We start from the raw sequence: 15,459 nt of genomic DNA on the forward strand, positions 1-15,459 counted from the left end.
AAATTGGAATCGGCTGGCGTTTATGTTCGCTGCGTCTTCTCATTACGTCGATTCTTTCACGTGCATTAGAATCGTTAATATTTCCGGTCGCTAAATACTCGTCTAATACTTCATAAGTAAATCCCATGTCGCCCTCGTCCGTCTGACCCTGATAGAGTCCTGCACTGGGAGCCTTGTTAATAATTTTTTCGGGAACGTGTAGAATTTTTGCGAGTTCTCTAATATCACGCTTTAAGAAATTTGCGAGCGGCATTAAATCAACGCCGGAGTCCCCGTATTTAGTAAAATATCCTGTTTCATACTCGGATTTGTTGCTAGTTCCGCAGACTAATAAATTTTTTGTCTGACCCAGTGCGTAAAGTGTGAGCATTCTTAGACGTGCTTTGAGATTTGATTTAGCGAGCTGCGTAATTTCTTCATTGAGAGAGTCAAGAATAATATCATACACTCCCGATAAATCAACGAGCTTGAATGAAATATCTAATTTTTCAGCTAATAATCTTGCGTCGGCTTCGTCATCGTCAATGCTATGACAGGGCATAATTACACCGAACACTCCGGACTTCCCTAGGGCTTCACGGCCAAGTGCGGCGAGAACGGACGAGTCAATCCCCCCTGAAAGTCCTAAAATTATTCCCTTAGCTCCGGCTTTGCTGACTTGTTGACAGAGCCATTTTTCACATTGAATTATTATATTTTGCACGATAAAAAAATTCCCCTCGATAAAACTTGCTTGTAATTATACACTCATATAGCTTGATAGAACGAAAAAATATTTATTTATGTGATATATAATAGTGTCATTCAGAAATATTTTAGAGATTTTCACACGAGATAAACGCAAATTTTACAGCTGCGAAAATATTATATAATTATGCCCGTTGCAAAGATTGACGCAAAAATTTTCACACGAGACAAGCGCAAATTTTACAGCTACAAAAATATTATATAATTATGCATGTTGCCAAGATTGACGCAGAAATTTTCACACGAGATAAAGCGAGAAAGAATACAAATTTTACAGCTACATTTACAGCTACAAAAAGTTAATCTAATCGCGCTGATATAAAGCATTCACACATAAAAAATTTTTACATATATCGACAAAAATATAATTATAATGCTTGCTTTGATTCACACTCTCACACATAATATTTATAAATTTTTATGGAGGGAATTTATTTAATTATGCGGCAAAAATTTTTGACAGGTTTATTAATTATCGCGTTAATTTTATTTGCTGGAAGTGCTTGGCCTGATTTCGGGAGTTTTTCCGGAAATTCTGATTACGGCGGCGGGGGCAGTTCGTCAAGTTCAGAAAGCAGTGGCGGCGGCTCATACAGTTCGTCAAGTTCGGGGGGCGGCTCAGATTTTAATTTCAGCTCATTTGCAGGGGGCGTAACAACAGGGGCATTACTTGATGACGATGATAATTTTTCTGCGCTTGTCGGAGTAATTGTATTTATATTTATTGTCTATATGATAATTAAGAGCATGAATGCAAAGAAAGAAGCTCGGCGGATAATTCCCATAAATGTTACACCGGCTATGAATTTGCACCCGATTAGCGAATATTTAAGACTTGACCCGAATTTTAACGAGTCAGCAATTAAGAGTCTAATATCAAATTTATACGTTCAAATGCAAGACACTTGGCACGCTAAAGACATAAGCCCATTACGGCCATACATGACAGATGAGTTTTTCTCACAGATGGACAGACAATTAAACGCTTTCAGACTCTCAAACAAGACCGATTACACGGAAAATATTGCGGTCTTAGGCGTAAATCTTAAAGGCTGGCGGCAATATAACGGCATGGATTATATAATAATAGGCTTGACATCGCGCATAGTTTCTTATGTACTCGATGACAGGACGGGCGAATTATTATCAGGCGACAAGAACCGCGAAAAATTTATGGAATATGAAATAGAATTATCGCGAAAATCAGGAGTTATTACGAGTGCACAAAAAGATGAGACTCATTCTGAAAGATGCCCACATTGCGGCGCGCCTTTAAAGTTAAATGCCTCGGCACAATGCGAATATTGCGGGAGTGTTGTAACTCGTGTTAATATTGACTGGGCAATTTGCAGCATGAAAGGAATTTCACAGAGAACAGCATAAAAAAATTTTGATATAATACAGTGCTATATCCAAATAATAATAAATTTTAAGGAGGCTGATTTTAACAATGAACGATATTAAATCGCTTCAGGAAGAATTAACAAGTATGAACTATGATTCTTTAGCAGCCCTGTTTGATCCTTACATCCCCCCCCGGTAAATTAAGGAAAATTGTATTTGTAGGGGAACAGTTATCGGGTAAAAGCACTGTTATTAATTCACTGCTGGGACGTAAAATAATCCCTGAAAGTATATTCACTTGTGAATGTAAATTTGAGATTTTGCCGTCAAATGAGAATGCTTTGATTCTCCCTGAAGGAACAAGGGAAGATTTATCGCAAATTGATGAGTTAAGCGAAACAAATTCAAGTCTTGTAGTTCACGCGGACTCGCAGTATTTATCTGAAAATGGACTCGAGTTCGCCGAATTCCCCGCCTCAAGTGTTCTGAATCAAGATATTTCACACTTGATTGAATGCTATAAATCTGACGCTGTAGTGTTGATTCTCACTGCTGATAAATTCATGAGTCAATCCGAGCAAAATTTTATCGCAAATTATATCAAGTATATAAACTCGCGAAAATTATTTATTGTAATTAATAAACTTTCACTCTTTGACGAATCAGAACACGAAAAAATTAAGAATTATGCAGCCCAGAAAATTGCGGGAATTTGTCCGGGAGTAAAATATATTTTTGCTGACTCTGACTCATGGCAGGACAAAGCACGCAGAGAAATTATTAACACAGCAAATGATAATACGCCTCGAAATCTTGAAAGCATGAAAATTTTTATAGCCTCGCAGCTGGATAAAGATTTAGACTCTCTCAGGAAAGAGGCCGAGAAAAACCGTATTGCTTCAATTAATAATAATCCCGAATCGCGTGATTTCATAATACAATCTGATAATGCGCGCACAGAGTTCGGCAGGCGTGAAATAAAAACGGTCGAGCTAATCAACGGTTATATTAAATCAGAGATTCAGAAAATTATTAAATCTCCAGCTAATACGAATATAACCGGCCAAATAAAAAATATAGCCCAGAATGCCGCAGAAAAAGTAGTACAGAGACTCAATAATGATATAAGCTGCTTATCTGCTGTACTTGAGAGAAATCTAGATCTCGGAAAAATCAGCCCGGTTGATATTGATATAATTAATGTAGATAACAAAGCTGATTTTAATAATAACTCACTTGGTAAATACGCAAATACGGCTCTCTATGGAGGTTCAGCAGGCGGAGTAATAATTTCTGCGTTGTTAGCTAAATATTTCGGAATAATGACGGGAATAATACCCGGACTTATCATAATGAGCGCGGGTGCATTCGGTCATCACGTAATGAAATCAGACGCACAAATTAAAGCCGATCAAGCACATACAGATTTAAATCTTGCTATTTCTGAATGTGAAGATAAAATTATACAAGCTGTAGATAACGAAATAAAGCGCATTTACGGCCATGTATTAACGGTCTTTAACAAGAATGCGGACTCGGAACTTGCTAGAAAAGTTATAGATTATTCGGCAAACTCTCAGGACTATGAGAAAATTTCAGCTCTTGAGAATTTATCAAGACACCTAAAAGGAGCGTGATATTATGGCTATTGATGTAAGAGAAATACAGGAAAAACGCGACTCAATCAGTGCAATAATTCAATCTGCAGCAGAAATATTAAATAAAGCTGTACAACTCGGCACCGGCTTTAATGATCAAGATAGAGACAACTTACAGCTTCAAGCTAAGGCCATCAAAGAAGATGCATTCAAAATTGTAGTTGCCGGAGAATTCAAAAACGGTAAAAGCACATTTGTTAATGCTATTATAGGCAAAAAGATAATGCCCGAAGATACTTTGCCATGTACCGGCACAATCACTGAAGTTAAATACGGTTCTCAGGAAAAGGCCGAGATCTATTTTCTTGATCCATTGCCTGAAAAAATTTCGCCGTTTATCCCCGATAAAGTCAAGGCACATATAAATAAATATCGCTCTGGTCAAATTCCGCCCCTGAGTCTCACTGTTAGAGAATATCAAGAATGTGTCAGAATTCCTGAAGATGAAGCAGACTTGCAAGCAAAATCACTCGAATTAATGCCGTTTAGCCACGCTGTAGTATATTATCCTTTGGACGAACTCAAGAACGGAATTAATATTATAGACACCCCCGGCCTAAATGAAGATCCTAGACGTGAAGCAATAACTAAAAGCTATATCGGTAAAGCTAATGCAGTTATATTCGTGTTTAAGTGTCCGAAATATCAAGGCATGAACGACGAAAATTATATTAATAATATTATCAGGGTTGCAAGCAAAGATATTTTCTTTGTATGTACATTTCTGGATCAGGTTAAATCTGATGATAGAGAACGCCTTGCAAGACGTGCAGCAAATTACTTGAAAAATTTCACAGATTTGGGCGAGTCTGCTGTCTTCCTTGTAAGCTCAACAGAGGGGACTAATATTAACGAGTTTAGCGAGGCACTGTCAAATTATCTCAAGAATCAAAATGTCGCACTTAATACTCTCAGGAATATACGCGGAAAAGTTTTAGCCTGCATAAAAGGTATTCAAAGCAGCATAAAAATTTATTCGTCAGCACTCGGAAGCGATCTCAATCAACGCAGAGAAATTTTACAAGCCGCAAACTTAATCTTAAATGAGGCCGAGTCAAAGAAAAAATATATCGTAGACAGACTCAATAGCGCATGTGATAAATTATTAACTAATGTAGTAAATTCATTAGGCGAGAAATATACGAAAATTTTACAAGAGCAAATACCCTCGTTCGTAAGTCAAATGGAGCTGCAAAATAAAATAACTCTTGCTTTCTGGAATAATGACCGGCAAAGAGAAGCAATTAAGCAGGAAATGAGCGGCAAGCTGAAAACTTTCTTTGATGCGGAAATATCTAAATGGGCAGATTCAGATTTGCGTTCAATCATAGAAAAATTTGCCAATAATCTCCGTAAAGAACTTGAGAGCGAGCTTAAAGATTTTTACGCTGTAATTAACAAATTTGACTATAATATAGGCGACGTTGAAGTCAATGCACAAAAAGATTCTATTCTTGACCGTCTCGGAGGCAAAGCAATACTAAAAGGAGCAGCAGTAGCTGGAACAGGTTATACTCTTGCGGGATTTTTGCTGGGATTTGGATCTGTCAACACTGTAATCGGAGGGGCAATAAGCACTATTCTGTCTACATCAACAATATTTCCACCTGTGGCTATTGCGGCTGCTATTGCTGCGGCTGTTTATGTTGCATTCAATTTATGGACATACAGTGATGACGCGACAAAAAAATTTAAGCATCAAGTTCAAATCTCATTTGTTGACTCTATGCTCAAAGAAAAGGACAATAACTGTAATAATTATGCGTCTGGACTTATTAACAATTTCAAGAAACAACTTACTCCTATTAAAGAAGGTCTGGAAGCCGAGATTGCCGAAAAACGCAGCATAGTGAAAGCTCTGGAACGGGACATTAACAGCGCACAAGAAAAACGCGATAGGAAGTCCCAAGAATTGAACGGTCTAATCACAGAACTTGATATACAAAGCAGCAAACTCAATAATTTGAGCCTATAAGAATCGCAAAATCCCGGGAGTGTTATTCAAGCTCTCGGGGAAAATTTTATAAGGAGTTATTTATGTACGTTAATGCAGAATCAAGAAATATACGGGCACAATGCAGTGAGCTCGCAGAAATTATTAATGAATTAATAAATATATTACTCAATGCTGAAAAATTCGGCCTTAGTTTTGATGATGAACAGGATACATTAAAAACTTTCTACAGAGTAACAAAAGCATATTCTGAAGCGTTTAAAATTGTTGTAGTCGGGGAATTCAAAAATGGTAAGAGTACATTTATTAATGCAATTCTCGGAAAAAAAATAATGCCTGAAGATATTTTGCCGTGTACTGGAACAATTACCGAAATAAAATACGGTTCTCAGGAGAAAGCAGAGATTCATTTTCTTGACCCACTGCCTGAAAAAATTTCGCCGTTTATTCCCGATAAAATAAAGCCGCATATAAATAAATATCGTCCCGGTAAAATCCCCCCGCTAAATCTCACTGTTAAAGAATATCAAGAATGTGTCAGAATTCCTGAAGATGAAGCAGACTCGCAAGCAAAATCACTCGAATTAATGCCTTATAGCCGCGCTGTAGTATATCTTCCTTTGGAAATACTCAAGAATGACACTAATATTATAGACACTCCCGGACTAAATGAAGATCCTAGACGTGAGGCAATAACTATAAACTATATCGAACAGGCTGATATAATTATATTCGTGTTCAGGTGTCCGAAATATCAAGGCATAACTGACGAAATTTATATTAATAATATTATCAGGCCAATAACTAAAGAAATTTTCTTTGTATGCACACATTTTGACGAGATACCCGGCGAACATAAAGAATATCTTGAATATAGGGCAGTAAATTATCTCAAAAATTTTACAGATTTTGGCGAGGGCGGCGTTTTCCTTGTAAGCTCAACAGAAGGCCATAATATTAATAGATTCAAGCGGGCAATCTCAAATTATCTGCGAGATAAAAATGTAACTTTACAGGATCTCATGAGAATACGCGAAAAAATTTTTTCATGTATCAGCAGTATTAAGACTATAACAAAAATTTATTTGTCAGACTTAAACATTAGACTTGACAACTACAGCTATTTTTCACGGATAACAGAGTCAAATCTTCACAGCGCAGAAATAAAGAAAGCTGAAATCCTAGAATTATTAGATACAGCAATAGAACGATATGACTTATTCAATAAAATAATGATAATTCAAGCACTTACTCAGGATAAATACAGCAAGTTAGAGATAAGAAATATTATTAATTCTTTCATAAATGATTTATGCATGGACTTAGATGTAAATATAAGAGAGTTTTACGCCTTATCACGCAATACAAGCAGCACAAAAATAGATTTATGTATAAATTTTCCATATATGTTTGACGGCATTAGAGATATTGATTCAGACATAAAAATTGATACAACTTTCGGGACTTATGCTGAAGATATTTACAGAAAATATAAGAGCCTCGCTTATGATCATTAAAGAAAATATATCGGGAATACTTGATCTGGAATTTGCTAAGAGTCAAACTAAATCAAACGCAATAATTTCAGAATATAACAGCAAAGCAGCATATTATAAAATCCGGAGCCAAGAATTTAATGATTTCATGAATAAACTTGAGATTATGCGCATGAGACTCAAGAATTTACTTTTTTAGGCACAACAAAAAAATTCCCGGGAGTTTTTCAGGCTCCCGGGATAATATTATTTTTTCGCGAAATCTATTAATACATTCCGTCCATTCCACCCATACCGCCGGGCATTGCAGGGGCAGCTTCTTTCTTTTCGGGTTTGTCTGCTACGATTGCCTCTGTAGTAAGTACCATTGCCGCGATTGAACCTGCATTCTGTAAAGCTGAACGGGTAACTTTGACGGGGTCAATAATTCCTGCTGCTACCATGTCAGTATATTCGCCTGTTGCCGCATTGAGGCCGTGCCCTATTTTCTCACTGCGAACTCTCTCGACAACAACGTCGCCCTGATAGCCTGCATTCTCTGCGATTAAATATAACGGAGCTTTTAACGCGTCTAATACGATTCTTGCACCTGTCTTAACGTCGCCTGAAAGTTTTTCTACAAACGGTTCTAATGATGTCGCGCAATTGAGTGCAGCAACTCCGCCGCCTGCTACTATACCTTCTTCAACAGCCGCACGTGTAGCATTAAGAGCGTCCTCGATTCTGTGCTTTAATTCTTTCTGCTCGGTCTCAGTGGCTGAACCTACCTGAATTACAGCAACACCGCCGACGAGTTTTGCGAGTCTCTCGTGTAATTTTTCCTTGTCATAGTCAGAAGTTGACTCCTCGATTTCTTTGCGGATTTGTTTGGCTCTTGCTCTGATTTGTTCAGAATCTCCTGCGCCCTGTGTAATAGTCGTATCTTCTTTTGTGATTCTGACTTTCTTAGCGCGTCCGAGCATATTTAATTCCGTATTCTCAAATTTGAGGCCGACCTCTTCACTAATAACTTGTCCGCCTGTTACTATTGCTATATCCTGAAGCATTGCCTTGCGTCTGTCGCCAAATCCGGGAGCTTTTACCGCCGCAACCTGCATAACTCCGCGCAATTTATTAACAACGAGTGTTGCAAGTGCCTCGCCTTCTACATCTTCAGCGATAATAACTAAAGGCTTTCCTGTCTGTACAACTTTTTCGAGGACTGGGAGCAAGTCTTTAATATTGCTGATTTTAGCGTCATGAATAAGAATATAAGCATCATCGAAATTCGCTTCCATTCTTTCGCTGTCAGTTACCATATAGGGGCTTATATAGCCTTTATCAAATTGAAGTCCTTCTACCATTTCAAGAGTAGTGCCGACTGTCTGGCTGTCTTCAATAGTAATAACTCCGTCTTCACCGACTTTTGCCATAGCCTCAGAAATTAATTCACCGACTGCCGCATTATTTGCAGAAATTGAAGCAACTTGAGCGATTTTTTCCTTTTCCTTAACGGGGGTGCTTTGTTTCTTGAGTTCTTCAACTACGAAATCTATAGCTTTCTCAATTCCCTGACGCATTAACATACCATTTGCACCGGCTGCAACGTTTTTCATACCTTCACGGATAATAGCGCGTGAAAAAATTGTAGCTGTTGTAGTTCCGTCGCCTGCTATATCATTAGTTTTTGAGGCTACTTCTTTGAGTAATTGTGCGCCTGCGTTCTCAAATGGATCTTCGAGTTCGATTTCTTTAGCTATAGTTACTCCGTCATTTGTGATAGTTGGTGAGCCGAATTTTTTTTCAAGTACTACATTGCGGCCTTTGGGCCCTAAAGTTACGCCTACTATATCAGCAACTTTGTCAATTCCCCTGAGCATTGCTCTGCGGGCTTCTTCATTGAATGAAAGAATTTTTGCCATGATTATATTTCTCCTTCTTATAACTTATTAATTATTTCTCGATTATTGCGAGTACGTCTCTCTCGCTGAAAATTACAAGTTCTTCGCCGTCAATTTTTACTTCAGTTCCTGCGTATTTGCTGAATATGATTCTATCTCCGACTTTAACTTCAACGGGCTGTTTCTGGCCGTTATCTAAGATTTTGCCGTTACCTACTGCTATTACTTCGCCCTCAGTGGGTTTCTCTTTTGCTGTGTCGGGGAGAACGATTCCGCCTTTAGTTTTCTCTTCACGTGTTAGAACTTTTACAACTATTCTGTCGCCAAGCGGTTTAAGTTTCATAATTTCATGACCTCCTGATAAAATTTTTTATTTAATGGCACTTAATATTAACGAGTGCTAATTTATCAACGCGCGAAATAATAAATCAGGCCTTCACAAAACGCAATACGCAAAATTACGCAGAGATTAATTTTTTGAGTGTGTGATATAGTAAAGCAAATTTTTCACAGAAGGAGAATTATTTATTTATCATGGAACGCAAAAGAAGTTTTTACGCGCTGTTATGTCTGTTTATGCTTGCATATATCGGACTGTTTTGTTATTTGGGATTATATAATTATCCTAATCTTGCAGATGATTATAGAGAAGCGATCAGTGCTCAGGAAGGAATAGGGGCATTGCAAAGGGCGGTTAACTTATTTTATGCGCACGTACCAAGATTATCATCAGCCACTATCACAGGTTTTCTCTCTAATTATTTGCCTATGGAAAAATATTATTGGACATATTCACTAATAACAATTTTCACATATATATTAGCTGTGTATTTCTTAATTACGGCTTTATATCCTGAGCGCAGATTTAACACAAAATTTTTTATTACAATTATGATTTCTGCAGCTACTTTTGCTGTGATAGCATATTTGCATGAGTTTTTATACTGGTTTGCTGCAATGCATTATTTTTGGTCAGCTTCGTTAATGCTCGTGTCTCTTGCTCTGTCAGTAAAAGTACTCAGGGGGGGGGGGGGCTTAACTCTTGCAGCTAGTATTGCAGCGTTATTAATAAGCGGCGTATCTCTTGAGACTACTTCAATTTTTCAGGGAGTAGTAGCATTCTTTGCAGCAATATATTTTTACAAGAACGGAGATAAACGCAAAGCAGGATTAACGACTCTTTTATGGCTGGTATGTGTCGCAGCTTTTCTCATTATGTATCTTTCACCAGCTACCTCGCATAGAATCATAAAAAACCCGTTTTTACCGCGAATAATCCGCACGATAGCAGTAACTATAGTATTTGGATTCTTTATGTCAGTAAAATTTTTCATCAAGCCGGTTATATATGTCTTTCTGTTATTTATTCCTAGCATAGTAAAATTCACAGGCAAAGAAAGACTCTCGAACTTGCATTTACGGGGCTGGCAAATTTTCGCAATAGTCGCGCTTGTTGCAGCATTAAATCATTTCGTCGCAGGCTGGGCACAAGGTCAAGGGCTCGATTTCAGAGGTCAAGCTCTCACACTTTGGATGATGGGAGCTGTCTGGACATTTTTATGGATATTCTGCTATAACGGCAAATTGACTCATGAAAGCCAAGCAAAAATTTATTCATTCAAGTGGCCGTTATTAATTATTTCTTTGTTAGTAAGCTCGAATTTTATCGGAGGTATTCATGATGTAAGCATAGCTAAAGAATATAGAGCCGAATATGATAATGTAATTAGTGTAACACAAAAGCAAATCGCAGAAGGTAAAAAAGATATTTTTATTCCGACATCGAGAACAACACCTAAAATTTTACCCAAACTCATGCAGAAACCTAATCCGCAAAATATTCATTTCAATACGGAATTTGCAAAATTTTATCATGTTGATTCTGTAACTGCTCTTCCTCAGGAAATTCTAGACAATCCCGAGTCAATGACTAGGTGGGAGAATGGCGACATGCAGGATTTATTGAAATTTGCGGAGACTAATCAATTTTTAGCACTTCAGGTTGCTGAAATATATGATGCTAATTTTCCGGCCATGAATAATATCCCCCGTGATAATGACAAAGCTGTATATTGGTATACAAAAGCTGCTGAAATGGGGAATCTTCAGGCGCGCAGAAGACTTGTAAAATTATACGTACTTCAAGACAAAACGCCCGGAATAAATAAATATATCAATGCTGGGCTATGGTATTTACGTTCAGAGCTTCCGTTATTGCTTCCGTAAAATAATAAAATTTTTTGCCGATGGAGTCATTTATTGATTCTGTCGGCAATTTTTTTATTGACATAGTGTCAGAATGCGCTAAAATATTTTCGTTCTTAATTGACACAGTGTCAGAATAAATTTTTATTTTATAAGCAAATAAGTAAGAAATTTTCTTAGTTCTCTTAGTGAGACCATTAATGTATTTATTTAACAGGAGGAAATTTTACAATGACAACAACAAAAATTGCCCTAGGTGCATGGGCATGGGGTAATGATGGGACTTTCGGGCAGAATTTCACTGAGTCCGACTTGAGACCCATTTTTGACGCGGCTATGAAATCAGGTTTAAATCTCTGGGACACCGCTTTTGTTTACGGAATGGGCAGATCTGAGGAGATTCTAGGGAAGTTTTTGCGGACTGTTAAACGTGAAAGCTATATAATTTCTACAAAGTTTACGCCTCAATGTGCAAATTTAGACGCTGATAATCCCGTTATTGATATGTACGAACAGAGCGCGAAAAGACTCGGAACAGAATTTATCGATTATTTCTGGATTCATAACCCCGTCGGAGCTCCTGAATGGACAAAAAAATTAATTCCACTTGCTAAAAGCGGCAAAATAGGCAAAATAGGACTCTCAAATCATAATCTATCAGAAATAAATCAAGCTCAAGAAATTTTACAGGCTGAAGGACTCAAGATTTCAGCAATACAGAATCATTATAGCCTGCTTAATCGTTCGTCGGAAAATTCGGGGATTCTTGAATGGTGCAGAAAAAATAATTCTGAGTTTTTCTCGTATATGGTCTTAGAGCAGGGCGCACTATCAGGCAAATATGACACCGCCCACCCATTCCCGGAAAACAGCGCGCGCGGTCAAGTTTATAATCCCGTTTTAGCTCAGCTTGAAAAATTGAATCTCGCTATAAAAGAAATCGCCGACTCTTATAATGTCAAAGTCGCACAAATTCCCGTCGCATGGGCAATCGCAAAAGGTACTACGCCGATTTTAGGAGTTACTAAAGTCAGCCATGTTGAAGACGCTTTAAAGGCCGCAAATTTAGTGTTGAACTCAAGCGAAATTAACGAGCTCGAAAAACTTGCAGACAACGCTAAAATCAATACGATTCGAGTCTGGGAGAAGGAGATGAAATAATTTCATGAAAATTTTTGCGCTCGCTTTATTGTGTATTGCCGTAATTGTAAATTCTGCGTCTGCTCATGTTATATATGCACCTGACAATAAAATTTTGAAGGTTCATTTAGCGCTGCTTCAGGCCAAGCCCGGCAAAATGTCAGAAATGGCCGCAATCAGTTCACGGACTGTAGCAAAATTTACGCCCTATGAGTCCGGATCTTATGCGCTTTACGGTGCAATAGATAATAGTAATCATGATTTAATGCGAATTCTTGAGATCTACGAGGACGAGTCAGCGTATCAAGTTCACAGGTCTAGTGAAGGATTCAAAAATTTTATCAATGAACGCAAGCCCATTCTTGAGAGCCTGAATTTTATAGAAATCGAGCCTATAATTTTACAGCAGAAATCTAACGGTGCCGGACATGATTATATAATGAATATATTTGACGTGAGATCCGACAAGTTAGACGAGTTTAAAAATTTGATGACTCAGGAATTCACGCGCGCAGTTGAACAGGAGCCCGGAGTCTTAGCTTTATTAGCAGGCTCGGAAAAAGGCGGAAAATCATATAGAATTTACACGTTCGAGATTTACGAGAATAACGAGTCAAAGCAAAAATATTTTGACTCAAGCAAATATATTAATTATAGAAAGAAAGTTGATTCATTCATGACAGCAAGCGAAAAAATTAATAACATGCCCGCAAATGTTAATCTAAGCTCAAAGGGTTTACATCTTGACCCATCCCAGGCAGATTTAAGCGCGTTCCCGCTGGGTGAACCTAATGACGCATATGCACAATATTTTGACGGTAAGAGCTATCTTGCTATTCTTTCACGTGAACAGGTTTTTATCGCAAATGTTACGTTTGAGCCGGCTTGTCGGAATCACTGGCACATCCATCATGCTAAGACGGGCGGCGGGCAAATTTTAGTAGTTATTAACGGGCGCGGTTATTATCAGGAAGAAGGCAAGGAAGCTCGCGAATTAAAACCGGGCGACGTTGTAAATATCCCCGCAAATGTAAAGCACTGGCATGGAGCAGCAAAAGACTCATGGTTCCAGCACTTAGCACTTGAAGTAGCAGGTGAAGAGACTTCAACAGAATGGTGCGAGCCTGTTTCACCTGAAGAGTATTCGAGGCTGAAATAATCATGAAAAAATTTTTATTACTGGGAGTGTTAATTATAATGTCAATAAGTTCGTCAGCATTTGCAAATCTTGAAGAGTTCAGGGCGACAGATCCGGAATTTGTAGAATTATTCACAAATTTTGCAGATATAGAAGTCTTGAATCAAACGAAATTAGACGCTCGGACTAGATATATGGCAATTCTTGCGGCTTTAATGGGCTGTCAGGGTGTAGACGAGTTTAAAGCGATTTTGCCGGACGCTTTGAAAGCAGGACTCAGTCCTTCTGAATGCAAGGAAATAATTTATCAGGGCACAGCATATCTCGGAATCGGGAGGACTCGCCCATTCTTGAAAGCAGCTAATGAAATTTTTGACTCGGTAAATATAAAATTGCCCTTGTCTAATGCGTCAACAACAACACCGGAGACCCGTATTCAGGACGGAAATAATGCGCAAGTTAAAATTTTCGGTGAAGGCATGAAAGGATTTCAAGACTCCGGCCCTGAAGATACTCGGCATATAAATAAATGGCTTGCCGGAAATTGTTTCGGTGATTATTACACGAGAAAGAATCTTGATTTGAGACAGCGCGAATTAATTACGTTCTGTTATATTGCTGCTCAGGGGGGCTGCGAGCCTCAATTAACTGCACACGCACTCGGAAATATAAACATGGGCAATGATAAAGATTTCTTGATTGATGTTATATCACAATGCCTGCCTTATATCGGTTATCCCCGGAGCTTGAATGCTATTCAGTGTGTACGCAAAGCAGCAGGAGAATAATATTTCATGAGATATATATTAATTTTCGCGGCTATATTAATTTTTGCGTCAAGTTCGTTTGCTGGTGATGATTTTATTCACGTCAAGGGCGGAGCTTTCTTAATGGGCAGTCCTGAGTCAGAAAACTGGCGCAGTGATGACGAGTTACAGCACAAAGTAATATTAAGCGATTTCTATATTTCACGCTATGAAGTTACGCAGAAAGAGTATAAATCTTTGACCGGCGAAAATCCATCGAGCTTTCAGGGCGATAATAGACCCGTTGAGAATGTTTCATGGCTCGACGCGATAAAATTTTGCAACATGAAAAGCGAACACGAGAATTTGACTCCAGTCTATGAAATCAACGGCGACAGAGTAACATGGAATCTTTCAGCAAACGGCTATAGACTCCCGACTGAAGCAGAATGGGAATTTGCATGCCGCGCGGGGACTCTGACTCCCTTCAATCTTGAGCACTCAATCGGAGCAGAAGAAGCTAATTTTTACGGTCATTATCCATATGAAATTGAAGAAAATTATTTCTCGCAAAGCAAATTATCGACTAAACCGGGAATCTATCGCGGTGAGACTGTAAATATAGCTAGCTTTGAGCCAAATAAACTGGGACTCTACGACATGCACGGGAATGTAGCCGAATGGTGCTGGGACGTTTACGGGGCATATTCGAGTCATGAGCAGACGAATCCCACCGGACCGGAGTCAGGAACTCGGCGAGTCAATCGCGGGGGAGGCTGGAACGATTTTGCTAAAAATATGCGTTCGGCTTATAGAGCTGCTGCACCTCAAGAGAGAAAATTATATAATGTCGGCTTCAGATTAGCACGGGGAGCAGTGGGCACGGGATTTATTACCAGTCAGGCCGCGCAAAAATCTTCACAAACCGGCAAGAAAATTTTAATAGCTTATTTCACGTGGAGCGGTAACACTCAGGGAATCGCCTACGAATTACAGAAAGAAACCGGAGCAGAAATTTTTGAGATTCGCCCAGTAAATGAATACTCAGAAAGTTATAATACTGTCTTGAGGCAGGCTCAGCAGGATCAACGAAAACAAGCCCGCCCTAAATTGAGATCACACGTTAAAGATTTTGACAGTTACGACATTAT

Annotated in this window: 12 protein-coding genes and 1 pseudogene; 10 read left to right on the plus strand and 3 right to left on the minus strand. The window is 38.5% G+C overall.

Features of this window, described 5'->3' with window-relative positions; genetic code table 11:
- Nucleotides 1-724, minus strand: a 724-nt coding sequence (gene nadE, locus IJS99_04615; protein MBQ7561105.1) for an NAD(+) synthase, incomplete at its 3' end; no start/stop codon positions are given.
- Between the two features lie 464 nt (nucleotides 725-1,188).
- Between nadE and IJS99_04620 the strand changes: the two genes are divergently transcribed.
- The 5 genes from IJS99_04620 (at nucleotide 1,189) to IJS99_04640 (ending at nucleotide 7,398) form a co-directional block, all read left to right on the plus strand.
- On the plus strand, nucleotides 1,189-2,130 hold the full coding sequence (locus IJS99_04620; protein MBQ7561106.1) for a TIM44-like domain-containing protein: 942 nt from the start codon (nucleotides 1,189-1,191) through the stop codon (nucleotides 2,128-2,130).
- A 134-nt stretch (nucleotides 2,131-2,264) separates the two neighbouring features.
- Nucleotides 2,265-3,728 (plus strand): hypothetical protein, encoded by a 1,464-nt coding sequence (locus IJS99_04625; protein MBQ7561107.1) that lies wholly within the window; start codon nucleotides 2,265-2,267, stop codon nucleotides 3,726-3,728.
- 4 nt (nucleotides 3,729-3,732) lie between these two features.
- Nucleotides 3,733-5,724 (plus strand): dynamin family protein, encoded by a 1,992-nt coding sequence (locus IJS99_04630; protein MBQ7561108.1) that lies wholly within the window; start codon nucleotides 3,733-3,735, stop codon nucleotides 5,722-5,724.
- A gap of 62 nt (nucleotides 5,725-5,786) precedes the next feature.
- Complete coding sequence (locus tag IJS99_04635; GenBank protein MBQ7561109.1) at nucleotides 5,787-7,220, plus strand: dynamin family protein; 1,434 nt, start codon at nucleotides 5,787-5,789, stop codon at nucleotides 7,218-7,220.
- Nucleotides 7,210-7,398 (plus strand): hypothetical protein, encoded by a 189-nt coding sequence (locus IJS99_04640; GenBank protein MBQ7561110.1) that lies wholly within the window; start codon nucleotides 7,210-7,212, stop codon nucleotides 7,396-7,398. Before IJS99_04635 ends, IJS99_04640 begins: the two co-directional genes overlap by 11 nt.
- 67 nt (nucleotides 7,399-7,465) lie before the next feature.
- Here the strand turns inward: IJS99_04640 and groL are convergent, their stop codons facing one another.
- Together groL and groES are read right to left on the minus strand one after the other, a co-directional pair.
- Nucleotides 7,466-9,100, minus strand: coding sequence for a chaperonin GroEL (gene groL / locus IJS99_04645; protein ID MBQ7561111.1), 1,635 nt, complete (start codon nucleotides 9,098-9,100; stop codon nucleotides 7,466-7,468).
- 31 nt (nucleotides 9,101-9,131) lie between these two features.
- Nucleotides 9,132-9,422, minus strand: a complete 291-nt coding sequence (gene groES, locus IJS99_04650; GenBank protein MBQ7561112.1) for a co-chaperone GroES — start codon at nucleotides 9,420-9,422, stop codon at nucleotides 9,132-9,134.
- A gap of 191 nt (nucleotides 9,423-9,613) precedes the next feature.
- Here groES and IJS99_04655 point away from each other — a divergent pair, with 191 nt between their 5' ends.
- The 5 genes and pseudogenes from IJS99_04655 to IJS99_04675 all read left to right on the plus strand — a co-directional run bounded on the left by IJS99_04655 (nucleotide 9,614) and on the right by IJS99_04675 (nucleotide 15,178).
- Entirely contained in the window at nucleotides 9,614-11,305 is a 1,692-nt protein-coding gene (locus IJS99_04655) for a hypothetical protein (protein MBQ7561113.1), read from the plus strand.
- 210 nt (nucleotides 11,306-11,515) lie between these two features.
- Nucleotides 11,516-12,445, plus strand: a complete 930-nt coding sequence (locus IJS99_04660; protein MBQ7561114.1) for an aldo/keto reductase — start codon at nucleotides 11,516-11,518, stop codon at nucleotides 12,443-12,445.
- Between the two features lie 682 nt (nucleotides 12,446-13,127).
- Nucleotides 13,128-13,583 carry a cupin domain-containing protein gene (locus IJS99_04665; protein ID MBQ7561115.1) on the plus strand — a complete coding sequence of 152 codons (456 nt, stop codon included), beginning with the start codon at nucleotides 13,128-13,130 and terminating at the stop codon, nucleotides 13,581-13,583.
- 38 nt (nucleotides 13,584-13,621) lie between these two features.
- Nucleotides 13,622-14,350: a carboxymuconolactone decarboxylase family protein gene (locus IJS99_04670; protein MBQ7561116.1), complete on the plus strand. Its 729-nt coding sequence runs from the start codon at nucleotides 13,622-13,624 to the stop codon at nucleotides 14,348-14,350.
- 6 nt (nucleotides 14,351-14,356) lie between these two features.
- Nucleotides 14,357-15,178: pseudogene (locus IJS99_04675) on the plus strand (formylglycine-generating enzyme family protein).
- Nucleotides 15,179-15,459: the final 281 nt, after the last annotated feature.

It is taken from the genome of Synergistaceae bacterium, assembly GCA_017444345.1.
Classification (GTDB): domain Bacteria; phylum Synergistota; class Synergistia; order Synergistales; family Aminobacteriaceae; genus JAFUXM01.

Bases quoted from the DNA above. Each gene is read 5' to 3' on its own strand.
- IJS99_04620 (MBQ7561106.1), top strand. From the start codon at position 1,189: ATGCGGCAAAAATTTTTGACAGGTTTATTAATTATCGCGTTAATTTTA.
- IJS99_04630 (MBQ7561108.1), top strand. From the start codon at position 3,733: ATGGCTATTGATGTAAGAGAAATACAGGAAAAACGCGACTCAATCAGT.
- IJS99_04635 (MBQ7561109.1), top strand. From the start codon at position 5,787: ATGTACGTTAATGCAGAATCAAGAAATATACGGGCACAATGCAGTGAG.
- IJS99_04640 (MBQ7561110.1), top strand. From the start codon at position 7,210: ATGATCATTAAAGAAAATATATCGGGAATACTTGATCTGGAATTTGCT.
- groL (MBQ7561111.1), bottom strand. From the start codon at position 9,100: ATGGCAAAAATTCTTTCATTCAATGAAGAAGCCCGCAGAGCAATGCTC.
- groES (MBQ7561112.1), bottom strand. From the start codon at position 9,422: ATGAAACTTAAACCGCTTGGCGACAGAATAGTTGTAAAAGTTCTAACA.
- IJS99_04655 (MBQ7561113.1), top strand. From the start codon at position 9,614: ATGGAACGCAAAAGAAGTTTTTACGCGCTGTTATGTCTGTTTATGCTT.
- IJS99_04660 (MBQ7561114.1), top strand. From the start codon at position 11,516: ATGACAACAACAAAAATTGCCCTAGGTGCATGGGCATGGGGTAATGAT.
- IJS99_04665 (MBQ7561115.1), top strand. From the start codon at position 13,128: ATGCCCGCAAATGTTAATCTAAGCTCAAAGGGTTTACATCTTGACCCA.
- IJS99_04670 (MBQ7561116.1), top strand. From the start codon at position 13,622: ATGTCAATAAGTTCGTCAGCATTTGCAAATCTTGAAGAGTTCAGGGCG.